Annotated in this window: 14 protein-coding genes; 4 read left to right on the top strand and 10 right to left on the bottom strand. The window is 70.3% G+C overall.

Annotated features, from left to right (window positions below):
• Positions 1–203: hypothetical protein (locus BLU84_RS27550; protein ID WP_211664567.1), on the top strand; the 203-nt coding region annotated here is incomplete at its 5' end.
• A gap of 381 nt (positions 204–584) precedes the next feature.
• Here BLU84_RS27550 and BLU84_RS17535 read toward each other — a convergent pair.
• The 5 genes from BLU84_RS17535 to BLU84_RS17520 form a co-directional block, all read right to left on the bottom strand.
• A complete protein-coding gene (locus BLU84_RS17535) occupies positions 585–2390 on the bottom strand; it encodes an XVIPCD domain-containing protein (RefSeq protein ID WP_139175081.1) in 1806 nt (601 codons plus the stop codon).
• A gap of 256 nt (positions 2391–2646) precedes the next feature.
• Positions 2647–2808 (bottom strand): hypothetical protein, encoded by a 162-nt coding sequence (locus tag BLU84_RS27260; RefSeq protein ID WP_170849194.1) that lies wholly within the window; start codon positions 2806–2808, stop codon positions 2647–2649.
• Between the two features lie 240 nt (positions 2809–3048).
• Complete coding sequence (locus BLU84_RS17530) at positions 3049–3918, bottom strand: hypothetical protein (RefSeq protein ID WP_074870397.1); 870 nt, start codon at positions 3916–3918, stop codon at positions 3049–3051.
• 44 nt (positions 3919–3962) lie between these two features.
• The gene (locus BLU84_RS17525) at positions 3963–4283 is read right to left on the bottom strand and encodes a hypothetical protein (RefSeq protein ID WP_074870395.1); all 321 of its coding nucleotides are present in this window, start codon (positions 4281–4283) and stop codon (positions 3963–3965) included.
• 368 nt (positions 4284–4651) lie between these two features.
• On the bottom strand, positions 4652–5533 hold the full coding sequence (locus BLU84_RS17520; RefSeq protein ID WP_139175080.1) for an energy transducer TonB: 882 nt from the start codon (positions 5531–5533) through the stop codon (positions 4652–4654).
• Positions 5534–5804: 271 nt separating this feature from the next.
• On the opposite strand from BLU84_RS17520, the gene BLU84_RS17515 reads away from it, so the two are divergent.
• On the top strand, positions 5805–7646 hold the full coding sequence (locus tag BLU84_RS17515; RefSeq protein WP_074870390.1) for a monovalent cation:proton antiporter-2 (CPA2) family protein: 1842 nt from the start codon (positions 5805–5807) through the stop codon (positions 7644–7646).
• 303 nt (positions 7647–7949) lie between these two features.
• Here BLU84_RS17515 and BLU84_RS17510 read toward each other — a convergent pair whose 3' ends face one another.
• The 5 genes from BLU84_RS17510 to BLU84_RS17490 form a co-directional block, all read right to left on the bottom strand.
• Complete coding sequence (locus tag BLU84_RS17510) at positions 7950–11324, bottom strand: ankyrin repeat domain-containing protein (RefSeq protein WP_074870388.1); 3375 nt, start codon at positions 11322–11324, stop codon at positions 7950–7952.
• Entirely contained in the window at positions 11317–11586 is a 270-nt protein-coding gene (locus BLU84_RS17505; RefSeq protein WP_074870385.1) for a YcgL domain-containing protein, read from the bottom strand. Before BLU84_RS17505 ends, BLU84_RS17510 begins: the two co-directional genes overlap by 8 nt.
• Before the next feature lie 258 nt (positions 11587–11844).
• Entirely contained in the window at positions 11845–13473 is a 1629-nt protein-coding gene (locus BLU84_RS17500; protein WP_074870383.1) for a S8 family serine peptidase, read from the bottom strand.
• A gap of 345 nt (positions 13474–13818) precedes the next feature.
• Positions 13819–14826: a cytochrome d ubiquinol oxidase subunit II gene (gene cydB / locus BLU84_RS17495; RefSeq protein ID WP_139175079.1), complete on the bottom strand. Its 1008-nt coding sequence runs from the start codon at positions 14824–14826 to the stop codon at positions 13819–13821.
• A gap of 28 nt (positions 14827–14854) precedes the next feature.
• A complete protein-coding gene (locus tag BLU84_RS17490) occupies positions 14855–16255 on the bottom strand; it encodes a cytochrome ubiquinol oxidase subunit I (RefSeq protein ID WP_074870380.1) in 1401 nt (466 codons plus the stop codon).
• Positions 16256–17347: 1092 nt separating this feature from the next.
• On the opposite strand from BLU84_RS17490, the gene BLU84_RS17485 reads away from it, so the two are divergent.
• Both BLU84_RS17485 and hemF read left to right on the top strand, forming a co-directional pair.
• Positions 17348–19735, top strand: a complete 2388-nt coding sequence (locus BLU84_RS17485; protein WP_074870378.1) for a S9 family peptidase — start codon at positions 17348–17350, stop codon at positions 19733–19735.
• 595 nt (positions 19736–20330) lie between these two features.
• Positions 20331–21245: an oxygen-dependent coproporphyrinogen oxidase gene (hemF, locus tag BLU84_RS17480; protein WP_074870861.1), complete on the top strand. Its 915-nt coding sequence runs from the start codon at positions 20331–20333 to the stop codon at positions 21243–21245.
• The last annotated feature ends 187 nt before the right edge of the window (positions 21246–21432 follow it).

Below are 21432 nucleotides of genomic sequence, written 5' to 3'. Positions count from 1 at the left end.
CGGGCATGACGATAGGTGGGTTCCGCCGCGCTTCTTCCGCGGCGTTTCTTTCGAGTTCGCGGCACCACTCTCACCCCGCCATCCCCGAGAAAGCGGAAATCCAGAGACTTCAGAGTCATGCCGCGATGACGCCCTGGATCCCCGCCTGCGCGGGGATGACGTTCTGGCAGGGCGTGACGTTCTGGCAGAGGAACACGGCTTGAGAGCGCAAGCGGCGTTGCGCAGGTAACGCTGCCCGACCGATGCGCTATGCGCGATGGACGCCGCGTGCCGACTGAACTAGCGACGCGGCGAAAACGCACGAGCCCGCCGGCCCGATGCTTTTCGATCGGACCCGGCCGCAGGCATCGCGGCCGGAGCGAAAAGCATCGGGCCGGCGGGCCCGTTCGATGCGCAGCCGGCGCCTTGTGATCGGCGCCGTGGATCCGATCCTGCAACTCGGCGAGCGAACTCGACGAACGAACTCGCTCTGCGATCGCCATCGCGCGATGGGCACGCGCCCGCGTCGGCGACCGCACCCGCACCCGCTCCGAAGCCGAAGCCGAAGCCGAAGCCCGACAGGCTCCGGCATCGGCCATCCGCACTCAGAACCCGCGACCGCCCTGGTTCTGGTTTTGCTGCGGATCCTGCCCGCCGCCGCCGTTGGCGGCGTGGTGTGCGGCGAGCTTGCTGCTGGTTTCGATGCTCTGCTGCGTGCCCTTTTCCACGTCCAGCGCGACCATGCGCCGGTCCGGCGAGTTCGGGTCGCCCTGCACCGCGAACAGACGGCTGCCGTCCTTGCTCGCGATCAGGTGGTCGACCTGGCTCAGGCCGCCTTCGCGCACCGCCGGCACCAGCGCCGCGGCGAGGTTCTTCTGCTGCTGCTCGCCGAGCTTGTTCGGCAGGTCCACGCCCTTGAGCTTGTCGAGCAGGTCGCGGTACTGGCCGTTGAGCGCGTTGCCGCCGCTGGTGAGGATGCCGGCCACGCGCAGGCCCTCCTCGAGCGCGCCGCCGAGCTTGTTGCCGTTGCGGTTGGCCGCTTCCTGCTGCGCGGCCGGCAACAGGTAGGTGCCGCGCTCGCGCTCGCCGTCGCGGTCCTTGACGTAGCGCTTGACGTCCTTGAGCTCCAGGTCGAGGAACTCCTTGGACGAACTCTTGGCCGCCTGCGCCAGCAGCATCGCCTGTTGCTCGGTGAGCAGGCCGCCGCGGCCGCTGGCGAGCGCGTCCACCAGCGATTCGGGCTGCACCTTCTGCTTGAGGAAGCTCAGGAAACGCTCGCGCGTCTCCGGATTCTCGCCCATGCCTTCCATGATGCGGGTGGCGGTGGCCAGCGCGTTGCGGCCGTCGGTGGGCATGCCGGCGATCTGCCGCATCACCCCGGTGATGGCCTGCTTGGGCTCCATGCCTTCGGCGAACGGGAAGCGCTCGCGGAATTCGTCCCACTGCGGCTTGAGGATGGCTTCGCGGATGTGCTTGATCAGCTGGTAGGCGCCGGCCGCGAACGCGACCACGGCGATACCGACCGGGGCGACGCCGATCAGGCCGGCGACCAGGCCGGAGTTGCCCGCGCCCATCAGCAAGGCGGTGCTGCCGATGTTGCCGGCGAGCTTGAAGCCGCCGCTGAGCAGGTCGAACGCGGAGTTCACGCGGTCGTCGGCGGTCAGCGCCTTGCCGGTGACCGGGTCGCGGCCGTTGAACACGCGGCCGGCGTGCTGGCTGAGCTCGCGCGCGTCGGTGGTGATGCCCTTGACCGCGGTGTAGCGCTCCAGCAGCTTGGCCGCCTCGCGCTCGTGGCCGCTGCGGGTGGCGAACTCCAGCACCGCGCTCAGCGCGACCGCGTCGAGCGGCTTGCCGGCCTGTTGCGCGGTGGTGCCGGCCTTGATCGCCGCATCCAGCGCTTCCAGGGTTTCCAGGACGTCGGACTTGCCGGCGGCGCCGGCCAGGCCCTTGAGCTTCCTGAGCGGGGCGTCCTCGCTGCCGGGCGCGTGCGGGTTGTGCTGGGCCGCCCATTCCTTGGCGAAGGCGGCCAGTTCTTCCTGGGCCGCGGCCGGCACTTGCAACGAGTAGCCCTGGAACGGCGGGCTCGGGCGGCCGTCGGCGCGGCTTTCGCCGGGCTGCAGCTTCCATTCGAACTCGACGCCGGCGAACGCGCCGGTGGGCACGGTCGCGGCGGCGACGGTGGCGTCGAGGGTGTCCTCGTCCACCACCATGCCGTTGCGTTGCAGGGCGTCGGCGACGAAGGCGCGCATGACCGTCTCGCGCCCCCACTGGCCGTCGGCGGGCAGCAGGGCGGTGTAGGCGGTCGGCAGGCCTGGCGGGATGCCCTGGCCGGCGTAGCGGCGCAAGGCGGCGGCGGGATCCCCGGCCGGGGCGACGCCGGCGGGGGGAAGTGAATCGACTGCGGCATTCATAGGCACTGGCTCCATGTCGGTGCTATTTGCTTCACGAGTCGCCGAGCCCGACTAGGGATGAGGAGCTCCGGGATGGCGGGCGAACCCGCATCATGCCCGCGAAGCTGAACGACGGCAATTCGTCAGCGTACGGGAAGCAGCGGATTTGGCCGAAAGAATGCCCGTTCAGCGTTACCGCTCGTCGGTTTCGCCGCCGGGCGCTCGCCCGGCGGCGGACGGCGGGCGCCGCGCTAGGGCGCGCCCGACCGCTGCGCCGTCATCCACCGATCCGCGGCGCCGGCGACGACAGCCGCGGCACCACGCCCGTCGCCGCGGCCTTGGCCGCCGCCGTATCGGCCTTCAGCAACGGCGGCTGGTCGAAGGCCGGATCGCAAGCGCTCAGACACAGCGCGGCGAACAGAATCATCAGCGTCTTCATGGCGAATCTCCTTGAGTGGGTCGGCCGTTTCCGGCCCCGGCGTCCTGCGCGGAACAGGCACTTTTCGTGCGGCTGCCGCCCGTAATTTTCGCTAAGTGCGTTCGCATAGATCGCGACTGAAAAAGCGCGTTTTCGATACCACGACCGCATACGAAAAGCGCCTCCACACGGGAGGCGCCGAGTCGTGCGATGCGAAGGCCGAACCGCCGTCGGCGGCAGGCGCGAAGAGCCCGCGACGGGCTAAGGATTGAGCAGATAGTTCACGACGGGACTGATGTCGAACGCGACCTGGAACAGGCTGTCCGCCGAGGGCGCGCTGCACGCCGTGTTGAGGCAGGCGGTGACTCGGTACAGATAGGCGCCAGGCGGAGTATCGACCGCGGTCCACCGAGTGGCCGGCCCCAGATAGACCGTGTTCCACACGCCGTCCGCGCCGACCCGATCGAGCTGGTACGTGTCCGCACCCAGCGATGCGCCCCAAGTCACCACATGCGTCGGCGCGACGACCGTGGGCGCGACCGGCGCCGCCGGAACCGCAGGCGGGCTGGAGACGACGATGGACACGATCTGCGACCAGGGCGTGGCGTCGTTCATGATCCGGCTCACGCGATAGTCGTACGTGGCCACGGCGGCCGCGCGCTGGGTCCAACTGGTCGCTTCGCCCTTGTAGAGCTCCCGCCAACCGCCGCCGTTGATGCGTTGCTCCAGCACGTAGCGTGCCTGCGCCGCAGCAGGCAACGACCATCGCACGATGTGATCGGCGCCGTTGCGCAACGGCGGGTAGATCGTCGGCGGCGGTTGTGGCGGCGGAGGCGGTGGTGGCGGCGGATTGGTGTCCTTCTCGCACATCACCGTGATCTGGGCGAGATAGCCCGGGAACAACGGACTGGACCGGTAGGTGTAGGTCACGTCCTGGCAGTTGTAATAGCCGGCCTTGGCCGCTTCGAACTTCGCGTCGTTTCTGGCGTTCTCCACTGCTTGCGGATAGGTGGGGCCTTCGCCATAGCCGTAGAAATCCAGCTTGACGATGGCCGCGAAGGCGCGCTGCGACGGCGCACACGCCAGGCACAGGCCGAGCGCGGCGATCGCGATGGGGGAACAGGTCTGCATGTGTCCGCTCTCCTCGACGGCATACGGTGCGATCGCGCGCCGCCTCAGTTCAGCACCGCCGTCACCGTGATCACGGGGAAGTTCTGGTCGCAGCCCTCGACATGGATGCGCACCGGCTTGCCGGCGGTATGCGCCGCCAGCAGCATCGCGTACATCTCCTTGAAGAACGGGTCGCTGGGACGCAGCAGCAGATGGTCGGAACGGCCGCAGCCATCGGGATTGACCATGTACTCGTGCTGGATCAGCACGCCGTTGTGGGCGGGCCAGACTTGAACGTTGTGCAGCCTGCCGGACTGGGTAACGCCGCCGGCGTGGGCCGCGAAAGCGGACAAGCCGAGCGCGATGCTTGCGATGAGACGCTGCATGGAAGAACTCCTCGATGAGTGATAGGGCCGTATGCGGCCAGGTCCTTGGGTTGCCCGTACATCGACCGCGCGCGCCGCCCGGGCTTGCGGCGCGCGGAAATGTTCATGGACGTGCGGATCGTCGCGGCGCGCGTGGCGCCCGGGGAACGACCGACTGCGGGAGCCAGCGGGGACGCGATGGCAACCCGCCAGCGCCGTCGCAGTCGCCGGCCCAGACGGATCGTCCTCGCAGCGCAGAGCCTGCGGCCTGCGGCCACCTGCGTTCTTATCGACGCCTTCGACAACACAGCCCCGGCGAGCCATCGCAAGGCGTCACCAGCGCCTGCGCGGAAGCGACGCCGAGTCCGCGGATCGGACGGACGCGAAGCTCAGCCGTCGCCGAGCTTGCTCAATAGATACCGCCCGCCGCCGAGCGGTTGCGGGCCGCTGTCGGCGAAAGCGTCCACACCGCTGTCGGCCGTCTCGCGCGCCCACGGCGCGCGCTGGCGCGGGCCGGGCACGTAGACCCGCCACGTGCCGGGTTTCGGCCGCCGGACGTCGAACAGGAAGTCCACGGGCACGCGCAGCTGCCAGCTGTCGGCACCGACTTCGTCGCCGCGGGTCGGCGGCGCGAACCGCCAGCGCTTGACCGCGGCCAGGCTGGTATCGGCGAACTGCTGGCGAAAGCGCGCCATCTGCTGTTCGCTGCCGAGCGCGAACAGGTTGACCTGCTCGGCGAAGGACTCGACGACGCGGCCATCGCGGCCGACCCGCACCACCAGATACACCGTCGCCGGCATGCGCGCGCCGAGCGCATCCTTGGGGAAGCGCGGCGGCGGCGCCGACAGCATGCGCGGCATCGCGTCGACCGGGGTGTCGCCGAAGCGGGCGCTGACGATGCGCAGGACGAACGAAGCCGGCTGCGGCTGGGCCACGGCCGGCTCGGCAGACTCCGGCGCCGGACGCAGCACCACGCGCAGGGTCATCGGCGTCTGCGCGGTCTGCGCCGGCACGTCGGCGGGCAACGGATCGAAACGCCAGCGCGGCACCGACTCGCGCACCAGTTGCACCACCGGCGCCGGCAGCTCGCTTTCGCGATCGAGCTGCAGCCCCTCGACCCGTCCGTCTGCGGCGATGCGCACCTGACCGACGACGACCATGCTCATCTCGACCTGCTTGCGCACGGCCGCCACGCCCTGCGCCGCGACCGTCGCCGGCAGCGCCAGCACGGCCAGCAACAGCGTTCCTGCGATCCGACTCATTCCTTTCATTGCAGCGATGCTCCATGACGGCGCCGACGGACCGGCGGGACGAAAAACCGCAATACGACGCGAGGATGCTACACGGCAGGCCCGACCACGGCCGGCGGGCGCGGCCGCCGCGCAAGCAGGCGGCGGCGATTGAAAACCGGCTGCCAGATGACCATAGCTAAATCGTCTCGGTCATCCGGCGCTGGCCCAACGCGTTGCCAGCGATTCATCGTCTCATCCGAGAACCCCCAACCGGCGCCGGCGCGCGCCATAATCCCAGCCGGAGGTGCCCATGCACGGTGGCGGTCTAGAGCTTGCGTTGTTGTTCCTGCTGGCCGCGGTGATCGCGGTGCCGGTGTTCCGCAAGTTCGGGCTGGGCGCAGTGCTGGGCTATCTGGCTGCGGGCGTGGTGCTGGGGCCGTACGGGGTCAAGGTGATCGCCGATGCCGAGCCGGTGCTGGCCGCGTCGGAAATCGGCGTGGTGATGATGCTGTTCGTGATCGGCCTGGAGCTGTCGCCCGCGCGCCTGCGGGTGATGCGCAAGCCGGTGTTCGGCGCCGGCGGCCTGCAGGTGATCCTCAGCGGCATCGCCCTGGGCGCGCTGGCGATGTTCGGCGGCGGCCTGGGCTGGAAGGCCGCGACCGTGGTCGGCCTCGGCCTGGCCCTGTCCTCGACCGCGGTGTGCCTGCAGCTGTTGTCCGAGCGCAAGGGCCTGTCCGCCGACTACGGCAAGCTGGCGTTCGCGATTCTGCTGTTCCAGGACCTGGCCGCGATCCCACTGCTGGCGGCGATCCCGCTGCTGGGCAAGGCCGCGGGCGTGGACGGCCTGAACTGGATCTCGGTGGCCAAGGCGGTCGGCGCGATCGCCGCGGTGGTGTTCGGCGGCCGGGTGATGCTGCGCCAGGTGTTCCGGGTGGTGGCGCGCACGCAGATGCCCGAGGTGTTCACCGGCGCGGCGCTGCTGACCGTGCTCGGCTCGGCCTGGATCCTGCAGACCGCGGGTCTGTCGGCCGGCCTGGGCGCGTTCCTGGCCGGCGTGCTGCTGGCCGATTCGGAATTCCGCCACGAGCTGGAATCGCAGATCGAGCCGTTCAAGGGTCTGCTGCTGGGCCTGTTCTTCATGGCCGTGGGCATGAGCATCGACCTGCAGCGGGTGATGAACGAGCCGCTGACCATCGGCGCGATCGTGCTGACCCTGCTGACGGTGAAGTTCGCATTGCTGTTCGCGGTCGGCATCAGCGCCGGCGGGCTGGACAAGCGCGGCGCGTTCCAGCTGTCCACGGTGATGGCGCTGGGCGGCGAGTTCGCCTTCGTGGTGTTCAACGAAGCGTTCAAGGCGAAGTTGCTCGACGACCCGACCCGCGACCGTCTGATCGCCGCGGTCGGCGTGTCGATGGCGCTGACGCCGCTGCTGATGATCGCCGCGCAGCGCCTGCTCGATTCGGCGCCGGCGGCCAAGCCCAAGCGGCCGTACGACGAAATCACCGACGACCACCATCCGCAGGTGCTGCTGGCCGGCATGGGCCGGTTCGGCCAGATCGTCGCGCGCCTGCTGGTCGCGCACCGCACCCCGTTCATCGCGATCGAGAACAGCGCCGAGCAGGTCGACTTCATGCGCCGCTTCGGCAACATGGTCTATTACGGCGACCCGGCCCGGCCGGAGCTGCTGCGCTCGGCCGGCGCGGCGCAGGTGAAGGTGTTCGTGATCGCCATCGACGACCGCGACGCCTGCATCCGCACGGTGCGCACGGTGCGCCGGCTGTACCCGAAGGCCAAGGTGTTCGCCCGCGCGCGCGACCGCCGCCATTCCTGGGAATTGATGGACCTGGGCGCCGAACCGATGCGCGAGACCTTCCACTCCAGCCTCAAGCTCGGCGAGGACGTGCTGGTCGAACTGGGCGTGCAGCCGGCGACCGCGCGCGACCACGTCGAGCGGTTCCGCGAACTCGACGAACGCATGCTCAACGCCCAGTACCTGGTGCACGACGACGAAGACGCGCTGATGCAAAGCGCGCGCGACGCGCGCAAGGAACTGGAAGAACTGTTCGAAGCCGACCGCGGCGAAGGCGTGCTGGGCGGAATGGTGGACAAGCAGGCGACGACGGTGTCGTCGGAGAACACTACGCGGCACTGACGCACGGCTTCGCGGCGGCGTCGTGGCCGGACGTTCGCGGTCGCGGCTTGCCCCGCTCCTACAGGCAATGGCCGCAGTTTCGATTCCGACTGTAGGAGCGACGCGAGTCGCGACCGCGTGGCTTCCAGCTCGCGACGTAACTGCGGTGGCGCGGTCGCGGCTTGCGCCGCTCCTACAGGGAGCGGCCGTAGTTTCGATTCCGATTGTAGGAGCGACGCGAGTCGCGACCGCGTGGTTTCCAGCTCGCGACGCAACTGCGATGTCGCGGTCGCGGCTTGCGCCGCTCCTACAGGGAGCGGCCGCTCAGTTGCCCGGCCCGCCGCGCAGGAACCGCGCCATCGATACGCCGCCGTGGTTGCCGCCGGCCGGCGTCGCCGGCGCGAACTCGGCGGCGATGTCGACGAAGCCGCGCATCACCGCGATCTCGCGCGGGGTGCGGTTGAGCGCGTCGCGCTGGTCGGGGTTGGCGCCGTGGCGCAGCAGGCGCTGGACCACCCGCAGCAGGCCGTGCAGCGAGGCCAGGTGCAGCGGGCCGAAGCCGCGCGGGTCTTGCACGTCGAGCGAGGCCTCGTGGTCGAGCAGCAATTCCAGGCCGGCGATCAGCACGTCTTCGTCGGCGGCGGTGCCCGGTTCGGCGCGCGCGCCCAGCAACAACAGCAGCGGCGTGGCGCCGGCGGCGGACTGGTCGGCGTCGACGCCGGCCAGCAGCAAGGTGTCGAACAGCGCCACCAAGCGGCTGCGCTCGCGTGCGGTGAAGCCGTACATCGCCGCGCAGTGCAGGGCCATGCGGCCTTGCGCGTCGCGCGCCTGGACGTCGGCGCCGGCCGCGAGCAGGCGCGCGGCCAGATCGGTCAGGCCGAGCGCGCAGGCCACCATCAGCACGGTCAGCTCGCCCGGCAGGCGCTGTTCCAGCGAGGCGCCGGCGGCGACCAGGCGGTCGACGATCTCGCCGTGGCGCATGCTCACCGCGGCCGACAGCGGGGTGGCGCCGGAGTTGGCCGCGCGCTGCGGATCGGCGCCGCGCGCCAGCAGCAGGTCGACCACGGCGCGATGGCCGCCGCCGGCGGCGCGCAGCAGCGCGGTGCAGCCCTGGCTGTCGAGCGCGTCGACCGACAGGCCCAGGTCGAGCAGGCGGCGCACCGCGTCGGCGTCGCCGACGATGGCCGCGGCCGGCACGTCGGCGGCCAGCAGCGGGCGCTTGGGCAGCGGCCAGCCGCGCCAGTCCAACCAGTCGGCGAGGTCGCGCCGGCCCGAGGCCAGGGCCACGCCGAGCGGGGTCTGGCCGTCGGCGGCGAGCAGATCCGGGGCGGCGCCGTGGGCGACCAGGCGCTTGAGCATGTTCTCGCGGCCCAGCGCGGCGGCCAGATGCAGCGCGCTCATGCCGTGGCTGTCGCGGGCGTTGAGGTCGACGCCGGACGCGAGCAGGCGCTCGAGCAAGCGCGCCCAGCCCATCCGCACCGCGATCGCCAGCGGCGGGTCGCCGGCCGGGGTGCGAGCGAATACGTCGGCGCCGCGTTCGATCAGGTCCAGCGCGAACTGTTCCAGCCCGCGCGCGGCCTGTTCGCCGGCCGAGCAGGTCGCCAGGAACCGGCCCAGGCCGCCGCGGCCGGCCGGCGACACGCCGTGGCGCAGCAGCGCATGCAGCGCCGGCAGCGAGCCGGGCGCGCGGTCGAGCAAGGCGAACAGGACGGTGTCGCCGGCGGGGTTGCGCACGTTGGCATCGGCGCCCTGCCCCAGCAGCCAGTCGATGCGCTCGGCGCTCGGCGCCTGGCCGTCCTCTTCGTGCAGTTGCGCGCCCAGTTCGGCCGGGCTCAGCAGCTTGGCCAGCCCGGTTAGTTCGCTGGAACGCCCTTCGCGCAGGCCGTCGCGCAGCAGCGCGGCGGGCATGCGGTCGACGATGACCCGTTCGCCTTCCGGCGCGTCGGCGTCGCCCTCGCCGCTGACCGCGGCCGGCAGCGGATAGGCGCGGTCGAGCGCGGCCACCAGCGACCAACGGCCGGCTTCGGCGGCGCGGTCCACGGCGCGCTTGCCCTGGCGGTCGCGCAGTTCCGGGTCCAGGCCCAGCTCCAGCAGACGCAGCACCAGCGGCGGCGAGGCGGTTTCGGCCTGGCAGGCCAGGATCAGTGCGCTGGCGCCGTCGGCGTCGAGCGCCTTGGCCTGTTCGACGCCGCCGTGCGGCAGGTGTTCGAGCAAGCGTTCGAGCACTCCGGAGCGGCCGCCGCGCGCGGCTTCCAGCACCGGCGTGCGCTTGAGGCTGTCGATCGCCGCGGCGTCGGCGCCGGCGGCGAGCAGGGTGGTGACGATGTCCAGATGCCCGGCGAAAGCGGCGGTATGCAGCGCGCTGCGGCGCTGGCCGTCGCGCGCGTCGATGCGCGCCTTGTGCTTGAGCAGCAGCTGCACGCCGGCCGGGTCGTCCTCGTCGCCGCCGGCCGCGGCCAGCAGCGCCGGCGAGCCGCCGGCGTGCTCGGTCTTGGCGCCGCGTTCGAGCAGGAACTTGGCCAGCCGCCAGTTGCCGCTGGCGCAGGCCACGCCGAGCGGGCTCAGGCCGTCGTGGTTAAGCGTTTCCAGTTCGGCCTGGGCGTCGCGCAGCAGCGCGGCCACGCCGGGGTCGGAGCTGCGCGCGGCGTGGTGCAGCGGGGTGTTGCCTTCGTGGTCGGCCAGGCGCGGGTCGGCGCCGTTGGCGAGCAGGGTCATGACCGCGTCGGGGCGGCCGTGCCAGCTGTCGCGGGTGGCGGCCAGCAGCGGGGTCATGCCGGCATGGGTGGCGTTGAGGTCGGCGCCGCGGGCGATCAGCCCACGCAGCAGGCGCAGGTCCGGCAGCACCGCGGCCAGCACCGACAGGCTGCGGCGGTCGCGCTCGTCGTCGGCCGGCGGCGCGGCGTTGACGTCGGCGCCCAGCTCGATCAGTTCCAGCGCGCGTTCGACCTTGCCGGCGCGCGCGGCGGCGTACAGCGCCTGGGCCAGTTCGGCGTCGCTGAGCTCGCCGGTATCGCCGTCGAGCAGTTCGTCGCTGGCGTGAACAGTGTCGAGTTCGGGATCGAATTCCAGCCCCGGCAGCGGATCGGCCGGGCGGATCGACTGCAGCAACAGGTGCAGCGCCGGCGAGGCCAGGGCGAAGGCGACCGCCAGGGTCCAGCGCGCGCCGGTGGACAGCAGGCCCGGCCAGGCCAGCAACAGGCCGACCGCGACCAGGCCGGCGACGATGCCGGCCACGCCCAGGCCGCGCCAGGCGCCCAGGTCCAGATCGGCCAGCCGCGCCCATTGCGGCGGCAGCGCCGCGCCGTCGCGCTCGGTGCCGGTCCACAGCGGCCACAGCCGCCACAGGCCCAGCAACAGCAGGCCGGCGACCACGCTCAGCCCCAGCGCCGCCAGCAGCGAGCCCGATTGCAGCAGCGCGCTCAGCGGCCACGCCGCCAGCGCCGCGGTCGCGGCGGTGGCGCCGCCCCACAGCGCCGACAGGTTCAGCAGTTCGGGTTTCCAGTCCGGCCGCTCATCGCGCCGGCGCCACAAGCGCGCGGCCAGGGCGAAGGCCGGCTGCGCCAACGCGCCGCCGAGCAGTGCGACGACCGCCCCCGCCGGCGTACCGCCGAAGCCGGTCGCCAGGGCCAGCGCCAGGCCGGCGGCCAGGGCGATGGCGAAGCCCTTGGACAGGGCGCGCGAGGTGGGGGCGTCAGGCATCGGGTTGCGCGGCCTCCGCGACGGGCATGCCGGGCAGCGGCGGGAACTGCAGGTGGAAACCGCGCGCGGCGAGATTCTCGCGCACCGTCGCGGCGTCGGCGCGGGCCAGTTTGCGCTCCGGGCCCAGCTCGACTTCGAGCACGAACTGCAGCGAACCCAGCTGCTGGAGAACAGGCTCGGGCACGCGCGCGAAATCGTCGCGCGCGCTCAGGAATACGTAGGTGTCTGCCTTGCGGAGACTTTTGTACACGTAGGCTTGCATGGGGCGGGCGGTACAGCCGGGGGAGACTGTTTTTATGCATCTGCAGATGCGATGCACAGCATACCCGCCCGTTCGGGCCGCGCGTACTTCCGCGTTCAGCGCGGGGCGCTGGCTGGGGTGGTAGGTCCGCAGGCCGCCCGCGCCTCCCCGCTCGCCAGCTGAACGACCCGGCCTGCGCCGTCCCGGCCGAAGCCGGGGCGGCGGTGGCGATGGCGGGCCCGGCGGCGATGCGCGCCGCCGGGCGCCAAGCCGGCTCGATCAGTTCGCCGAGGTGCCGGTAGCGGTCAGCCGGTCGAGGGCTTCGAACGCGCGGACCATGCCGAAGCCGTACTCGTTGTCGCGGCCCGGCGCGCCCAGATCCAGCGCGGTGGCGGTCAGCGCATCGCGCACCTGCGCCGCGGTCGCCGAGGGCTTGGCGGCGAACAGCAACGCGGCCACGCCGGCCACGTGCGGCGAGGCCATCGAGGTGCCGCTCAGCACCGCGTAGCTGTGGGTGTCGAAGACCGTGGTCGGATTGAGCGTCGCGACCTGCCCGGCCAGGCCGCGCAAGGCCGCGCCGCTGCCCTGGCTGACCGCCACGCCGCTGATCCCGGCCGATCCGGCGACGCCGGTGCTGTAGGGGAACGGATCGGCGACGTTGTTGTACAGCACGATGCCGACGCCGCCGCCGGCCTTGACCGCATCGATCTTCTGCTGGGTGGTGTTCTCGCCGCGCTCGCACAGCACAACCCTGCCGCTCCAGCCGCCGCCGGCGAGGCAGCGGCCGCCGTCGGCCAGCGCGCCGCTCACCGTGGTCGTCGCCGTACCGACCATCGGCAGGTTCTCGAAGCGCGCCGTGCCGACCTGCAACGCCGTGCCGGTCTTCGGATAGGTGCTGGACACGTCCACGCCCGGCGCGGCGATATCGACCGCGTCGTTGAACTGCGAGAACGAAGCGCGCGCGCGGTTGCTGTCGACCGCCGCCACCGACAGCACGTTGGCGTAGGACGCCGGATAGCTCTTGCTGCTGTTGCCGGAATTGCCGGCCGCCGCCACCGACAGCACGCCTTGATTGAACAACTGGGTGAACGCGGTGTTCTCGGACGTGCTCGACAGCGCGCCGCCGAGGCTCATGTTGATGACCTTGGCGCCGGCCTGCTGGCAGCGCCGGGCCGCGTCGACCAGACCCGAGCTGTAGGCGACGCCGCAGCTGGCGCCGTCGAAGTACTTGACGATGTGCAGCGAGACTTTGCCCGGGCTGACTCCGATCACGCCCTTGCCGTTGCCGCCCACCGCGGCGATGGTGCCGGCGACGTGAGTGCCGTGGCCGCAGGTGTCGGTGTTCCAGGTCCGGCCGCTGGCGGCGTTGCCGCTCAGGCCGATGCCGGCGAAATCCTCATGGGTCGCGCGCAGGCCCGAGTCGATCACGCAGACCTTCACTCCGCTGCCGTCGGCGCCGGCGGCGACCGTGTCGGGCGCCTGCACCTGCGGTACGCCGTAGGGCACGAACTCGGCCATCGGATAGCGCGGCACGTCCTGCTCGACGATCAGATTCTTGTTCTTGCGCAACTGGGCCAGGACTTCGCTGGGCAAGGTCATGACCACGGCATTGAGATCGTCGAACTGGTAATGCGTGGTGGCGCCGATCGCGCGCGCCGCGCGCGCGCCCTGGCCCGCTGCGACGGATGCGTGCAGCGCACCGACCTGTTGCTGGATCAAGGCGCTGATGCCGGCTTTCTGGCCGGCTGCGTAGCGGATCCAGACGCGATTGGGATCGCCCTGCGACGGCGCGGAAAACGACGGCTCCACCGGCTCGGCGGCGATGGCCGCGCCGGCGCAACCGAGCGAAAGCGCGGCGGCCAGTGCGGCGGCGAGCGAGTGGGGCGTGAACACGGTGGAAACTGCCATTGCGTCGATTCCTTGTCGAAGAGGTGGAGTGCGGCCGCGCGCCGATGACCGATGCGTCGCGACGCCCCGCGCGCAAGCGCAACGCAGCGGGGCCACTCCAGCTAACGACGCCGGAAAACGGCGGACAAGACGAAAACCTCCACATCGACGCCGATGCGGGCGATGCGAATCACAGTTCGATGCGTTGGGCGCTGCGTCCGAACGGACGTGCGCGAAAAAGCGCGGGGCCGTCGATACGGCCCCGGCGTTTACACAAAAAAACGTAGTGCGCATCTCGCATGCACTGGATGCGCAGCGCTGCGACTACGACGCGGCGCATGCGCGACCCAGCGAGCGCAGCGACGCTTAGTGGTACCCCGCGTCGGCCGCGACCTTGCCGCGGAACACGCGATAGGACCAGTACGTGTAGCCCAGGATCGCCGGCAGCAGGATCACCATGCCGCCGAGCACGAACATCTGCGAGGACGGCGCCGCGGCCGCGTCCCACAGGGTCAGCCCGGGCACGATGTTCGGCCAGATGCCCAGCACCAGCCCGACGAAGCCGAGCACGAAGAAGCCCAGCGAATACAGGAACGGCGCGCCGTCGCGGTCCTCGCGCCGGACCGCGCGCCACAGCGCCCAGGCGTTGGCGATCACCAGCAACGGCACCGGGAACAGCCAGTAGAAATTCCCGCCCTCGAACCAGCGCGCCATGATCCGCGAGTCCAGGAACGGCAGCCACGCGCTCACCAAACCGATGAACACCGCCACCACCAACACCAGCGGCCGCGCCAGCGTCCGCGCGATGTACTGCAAGCGCCCTTCGGTCTTGAGCACCAGCCAGGTCGAGCCGAGCAGCGCGTAGCCGAACACCACCGCCGCGCCGGTCAGCATCGAGAACGGACTGAACCAGTCGAACACGCCGCCGACGTACTTGCCTTCCTGCATCGGCATGCCCTCGACGATCGCGCCGAGGATCACGCCCTGGGCGAACGCGCAGAACAGCGAACCCAGCGAGAACGCCGCGCCCCACGCGGCCTTGGCGCGCCGGGCCTTGAAGCGGAACTCGAAGGCCACGCCGCGGAACACCAGCGCGATCAGCATCAGCAACACCGGCAGGTACAGCGCCGACAGCACCAGCGAATACGCTTTCGGAAACGCGGTCAGCAGGCCGACGCCGCCGAGCACCAGCCAGGTTTCGTTGCCGTCCCAGATGGGCGCGGCGGTATTCATCATGTGGTCGAGCTGTTTTTCGTCCTCGGCGAACGGCGCCAGGATGCCCAGGCCGAGCACGAAGCCGTCCAGCAGCACGTACATCAACACGCCGAAGCCGATCACGCCGAACCAGATCACCGGCAGCCAGTATTCCATCATCGCTCTCCGCCTCGCGGGTCCGCGGCGCTCACGCGCCGGCCTCGGTGGATTCGTCCGGCACCGACAACGGCCGCGCCGGGGTCTTGTCGCCATGCGCGCTGCGCGGCGGCGGTTCGTGCGGGTGCGGGCCCTTGCGGATCAGCTTGACCAGATAGCGGAAGCCGGCGCCGAACACGGTGAAGTAGACGACCGCGAACACGATCAGCGAAGTCATCACGCTGGCCGCCTCGACCGGGCTGACCGCATCGGCGGTGCGCAGCAGGCCGTAGATCACGTACGGCTGGCGGCCGATCTCGACCACGTACCAGCCGGCCAGGATCGCGACGAAGCCGCTCATGATCATCACCCGCCAGCCCCACAGCACCGCGCGCGATTGGTACAGGCGCTTGCGCCACAGCAGCCACAGCGAACACGCCACCAGCGCCAGCATCGCCATGCCCAGGCCGACCATGACCCGGAACGCGTAGAACACCGGCTTCACCGGCGGCCGCTCGCTGGCCGGCACCGACTTGAGCGGCTGGATGTCGCCGTCCAGGGTGTGGGTGAGGATCAGGCTGCCGAGCTTGGGGATCGCCACTTCCAGGTCGTTGCGCTCGGCCTTTTCGTTGGGCACCGCGAACAGGATCAGCGGCACGCCTTCGCCGGGCGGATTGGATTCCCAGTGCGCTTCCATCGCCGCGACCTTGATCGGCTGATGCTCGCGCGCGTTGAGCCCGTGCAGATCGCCGACGAACACCTGCGCCGGCACCGTGATCGCGGCGAACAATACCGCCGCCTTGAGCATGCGCTTGCCGGCTTCGACATGGATGCCGCGCAGCAGATACGACGCGCCGGTGCCGCCGATCACGAAGCAGGTGGTGATGAACGCCGCCAGCACCATGTGCGCGAGGCGGTACGGGAACGAAGGGTTGAACACGATCGCCCACCAATCGTCCGGCACGAACACGCCGTCGACGATGCGGTGGCCGGTCGGCGTCTGCATCCAGCTGTTGGCCGAGATGATCCAGAACGTCGAGATCAGCGTGCCCAGCGCGACCATGCACGTCGCCAGGAAATGCATGCGCTCGCTGACCCGGTTCCAGCCGAACAGCATCACGCCGAGGAAGGTGGCTTCCAGGAAGAACGCGGTCAGCACCTCGTAAGACAGCAGCGGCCCGAGGATGTTGCCGGCCTGCTCGCTGAGCACCGCCCAGTTGGTGCCGAACTGGAAGCTCATGACGATGCCGGAGACCACGCCCATGCCGAAGGACACGGCGAAGACCTTGGTCCAGAAGAAGAACAGATCGCGCCAGAGCGTGTCGCGGGTGCGCAGCCAGCGCCATTCGACGAAGGCCAGCCAACTGGCCAGGCCGATGGTGAAGGCCGGGAACAGGATGTGGAAAGAGATGACGAAGCCGAACTGGATCCGCGACAGCAGCAGGGCGTCCACGCGTTTTTGCCTCCACGGCGCGGTGTACGCCGTCGGGTTCATTTTTGCGCCGCAGCATGCGCCGCGCGCGCCGGGCTCGTGGGAGCACTTAAACCGCAAAGGCGGTGAGCGCGGCGTGGTCGGCGCCTGAAACTGCGACATTCGGCGACTGGCGCCGGCGCGGTGGCGCGGCCGGTCAAGGGTTCGGTGGGCTGTCGGCGGGTGCCGCGGGCGGGCTTGGCGTCGGTGGCGACGCGCAGCGAGCGCACAGTGCTGCGACAAACGGCGGCATGCGGCTTGGTAGCGGGAAACGGTGGATCGACACGGGTTGCGGCGCGTTTGCGCGAAGCCCGTCCATACCGACGCATCTTTCAGACCGTCATTCCCGCGAAAGCGGGGATCCAAAGACTTCAGAGCTATGTCTCGACTCGGCACTCCCACCAACCCGCACCCTCACCAGAACGTCATCCCCGCGAAGGCGGGGATCCAGAGACTTCAGAGCCATGCTTCGGTAGAGCCCTGGATGCCCGCCTTCGCGGGCATGACGGTAGGTAGGTTTCGCGGCGAATAGGTTTCGCCGCACCGCTCCAAGCCGTCATCCCCGCGGCTCCAAGCCGCCATCCCCGCGAAGGCGGGGATCCAGAGACTTCAGAGCTATGTCTCGACTCGGCACTCCCACCAACCCGCACCCTCACCAGAACGTCATCCCCGCGATAGCGGGGATCCAGGGCTTCACCGAAGCATGGCTCTGAAGTCTCTGGATCCCCGCCTTCGCGGGGATGACGTACTGGGAAGAGCGCGGCGGCTGGCGGCATGTCTCGCCCTTCTTTCTCGCTTCTTCGTTTTTCGTTCCGCGTTTTTGCGCTCGCCGTTGCTCGTGGCCGGTTCCTCCCTCCCACCCCACGCCCCCAACCCACTCCGCCAAAACCACGAAACCACCGATCCCGCAAACCCGTTTCACCCCACCGCCCCCGCACCGACGCATCCCACCCCCACACCCCGCCCCCTCCCACGAACCCGCCCAAATCCGCACCGCGGCCATGACCAACGACCGGCCCGCCGGCCTGCCGCGGGCTGCTACCCTGCCCCGTCTTTGTCCCAAGAGCCCGCTCGATGCGCCCCGCCTACGCCCGACTCGCCGCCCTGCCGCTGGCCCTGCTCGCCAGCGCCGCCTTCGCCCAAAGCGCCGCGGCCCCGACCGCGCCGCTGACCCTCGCCGACACCATGGCCGACCCGGACTGGATCGGCCCGCCGGTCGAACGCGCCTGGTGGTCGTGGGACGGCCAGCGCGTGCAGTACCAGCTCAAGCGCGACGGCGCGATCATTCGCGACACGTGGCAAACCAACGCCGCCGGCGGCGCGCCGCAGCGCCTGGACGGCGCCGCTCGCAACGACGTCGACGCGGTCAATCCGGTCTACGACGCCGCGCGTTCGCGCATGGCCTTCATCCGCAACGGCGACGTGTTCGTGCGCGACCTGCGCAGCGGCGCGCTGACCCAGGTCACCCGCAGCAACGAGACCGAATCGCGCCCGCAGTTCTCGCGCGACGGCAACTTGGTGTTCCGGGTCGACAACCAATGGTTCCAGTGGCGCGCCGGCCAAGGCGTCAGTCAGGCCGCGCAAGTGCTGGCGCAGAACGACCCGGCCAAGGCGCCCAAGGCCGACGCGCTGCGCGACTACCAGCTCGCCACCATCGACACCTTGCGCCGCGACCGCGCCCAGCGCGAAGCCTCGCGCGAGCAGGACGAAGCCTGGCGCAAGAGCGACCCGAGCCGGGCGCCGCGCGCGGTCTACCTCGGCAGCGACGTCGAAATCGTCGACACCGCGCTGTCGCCCGACGGCCGCTATCTGCTCGCGGTCACCCAGGACAAGAAGGGCGAGGCCGGCGCCGGCGGCAAGATGCCCAAGTACGTGACCGAATCGGGTTACGAAGAATTCGAGGAAGTGCGCACCCGCGTCGGCCGCAACGAGCCGCTGCCGCAAAAGCTGTGGCTGGTCGACGTGGCCACGGGCAAGTCCAGCGAACTCAAGTTCGACAAGCTGCCCGGCATTTCCGAAGACCCGCTGGCGGCGATGCGCAAGGCGGCGAAGAAGGACGCGCTCAAGGGCGACCGCCCGGTGCGCATCGAGACCGACGGCGACGGCCGCAACGCCGCGGTGCGCTGGAGCGACGACGGCCGCCACGCCGGCGTGCTGATCCGCGCCACCGACAACAAGGACCGCTGGATCGCCTCGGTCGACCTGGCCGGCGCCGCGCTGCAGGCGCGCCACCGTCTCAACGACAAGGCCTGGATCGGCTGGGACTACAACGACTTCGGTTGGCTGCCGGACGGCGGCCTGTGGCTGCTGTCGGAACAAACCGGCTACTCGCACCTGTACGTCAGCGACGGCGGCGCGGCCAAGCCGATCACTTCGGGCAAGTGGGAAGTCTCCGACCCGCAGCTCGGCGCCGACGGCAAGACCTTCTTCTTCCTGTGCAACCGCAAGTGGCCGGGCGACTACGAAGTCTGCGCGGTCGACCGCAACGGCGGCGCCGTGCGCGAGGTCACCGCGCTCGACGGCGTGGAGAACTTCGCGCTCTCGCCCGACGGCCGCAAGGTGCTGGTGCGCTATTCCGAAAGCTACGTGCCGCCGCAGCTGGCGGTGGTCGATGCGAGCGGCGAGAACACCGTCAAGCTCACCGACACCCGCAAGGACGGCTTCAAGCAGCGCGAGTGGATCCAGCCCGAATACGTGCAGGTGCCGTCCAAGCACGGCGCCGGCACGGTCTGGGGCAAGTTCTACGGGCCAAAGAACTTTGATCCGGGCAAGAAGTACCCGATCGTGATGTTCGTGCACGGCGCCGGCTTCCTGCAGAACGTCAGCGAGCGCTACCCGAACTACTTCCGCGAGCAGATGTTCCACAACCTGCTGGTGCAGCAGGGCTACGTCGTGCTCGACCTCGACTACCGCGCCTCCCAAGGCTACGGCCGCGACTGGCGCACCGCGATCTACCGGCAGATGGGCCATCCCGAACTCGAGGATTACCTGGACGGCCTGGACTGGCTGGTCGCCAACAAGCAGGGCGACGCCGGCCGCGCCGGCATCTACGGCGGCTCCTACGGCGGCTTCATGACCTTCATGGCGCTGTACCGCGCGCCGGGCAAGTTCAAGGCCGGCGCCGCGCTGCGCCCGGTCTCGGACTGGTCGCAGTACAACCACGAATACACGTCCAACATCCTCAACACGCCCGAACTCGACCCCGAGGCCTACAAGAAGTCCTCGCCGATCGAATACGCCGCCGGCCTGCAGGACAACCTGCTGATCGCCCACGGCATGATCGACGACAACGTGTTCTTCAAGGACTCGGTGATGATGACCCAGAAGCTCATCGAACTGCGCAAGGACAAGTGGGAGATCGCCCCGTACCCGCTGGAGCGCCACGGCTTCGTCCACCCGGACGCGTGGTACGACGAGTACCGGCGCATCTACGAGCTGTTCGAGCGCACCTTGAAGAAGTAACCCGCAAGCCCCTGCAGGAGCGGCGCAAGCCGCGACTGCGACACCGCGCTTGCGACACAAGCTGGCAATCCCGCAGTCGCGACTCGCGTCGCTCCTACAGCCGGAACCGAACCCACAGCCGCCCCCTGAGCGGCGCAAGCCGCGACCGCGACACCGCGCTTGCGACGCAACCTGGCAACCCCGCAGTCGCGACTCGCGTCGCTCCTACAGCCGGAACCGAACCCACGGCCGCCCCCTGTAGGAGCGGCGCAAGCCGCGACCGCGACACCGCGCTTGCGACGCAACCTGGCAACCCCGCGGTCGCGACTCGCGTCGCTCCTACAGTCGGAACCGAACCCACGGCCGCTCCCTGTAGGAGCGGCGCAAGCCGCGACCGCGACACCGCGCTTGCGACGCAAGCTGGCAACCCCGCGGTCGCGACTCGCGTCGCTCCTACAGCCGGAACCGAACCCACGGCCGCTCCCTGTAGGAGCGGCGCAAGCCGCGACCACGACACCGCGCTTGCGACGCAACCTCATCCCGTCCGCCGCACCACCCCGATCCCGCTTGACCCAGGTCAATCCACCGCGCGCCACGCATCGCTAGAATGCGCGGCATGAACGACTTCGACCGCGTCCGCGACTACCTCTCCGGCCTGCAGGACCGCATCTGCGCCGCCATCGAAACCGCCGACGGCGGCGCCGGCTTCAACGAAGATCAGTGGCAGCGCGCCGAGGGCGGCGGCGGCCGCACCCGCATCCTGCGCGGCGGCCGGGTGTTCGAGCAGGCCGGCATCGGCTTCTCCGACGTGTCCGGCAGCAAGCTGCCGCCGTCGGCGAGCGCGGCGCGGCCGGAGCTGGCCGGCGCGTCCTGGCGCGCGGTCGGGGTGTCGCTGGTGTTCCACCCGCACAACCCCTACCTGCCCACCACCCACGCCAACGTGCGCCACTTCCGCGCCATGCGCGACGGCGAGACGGTGGCCTGGTGGTTCGGCGGCGGCTTCGACCTGACCCCGTTCTATCCCTTCGCCGAAGACGTGCGCCACTGGCACCGCACCGCGCGCGAGCTGTGCGGGCCCTACGGCGGCGAGGAGCGCTACCAGGCGCACAAGCGCTGGTGCGACGAATACTTCTTCCTCAAGCACCGCAACGAGACCCGCGGCGTCGGCGGCCTGTTCTTCGACGACCTGCACGGCGATTTCAAGCGCGACTTCGGCTACATGCGCGCGGTTGGCGACGGTTTCCTCGACGCCTACCTGCCGCTGGTGGACAAGCGCCGCGACACGCCCTTTGGCGAGCGCGAGCGCCAGTTCCAGCTGTACCGGCGCGGGCGCTACGTCGAATTCAACCTGGTGTTCGACCGCGGCACCTTGTTCGGCCTGCAATCGGGCGGGCGCACCGAATCGATCCTGATGAGCCTGCCGCCGCTGGTGCGCTGGGAGTACGGGTTCCAGCCGGAGGCGGACAGCGACGAGGCGAAGCTGGCGCAGTTCCTGGTGCCGCGCGATTGGCTGGGGGAAGACGCGGGCTGATTCGGGGCGGCGGCTTCCTGCGGGAGCGGCGACTCGGGGCCTCGTGGTCGCGTCGTATATGCGATGTCGCGGTCGCGGCTTGCGCCGCTCCTACAGGGGGCGGCCGTGGCTTCGATTCCGGCTGTAGGAGCGACGCGAGTCGCGACCGCGGGGTATCGAGCTTGCGCCGCAAGCGCGCCGACGCCGT

The sequence above is a fragment of the Lysobacter enzymogenes genome (assembly GCF_900106525.1).
In the GTDB taxonomy this organism is placed as follows: domain Bacteria; phylum Pseudomonadota; class Gammaproteobacteria; order Xanthomonadales; family Xanthomonadaceae; genus Lysobacter; species Lysobacter enzymogenes.
Note: the sequence above shows the minus strand (reverse complement) of the source record. Positions and strands in the feature narration are given on the sequence as shown.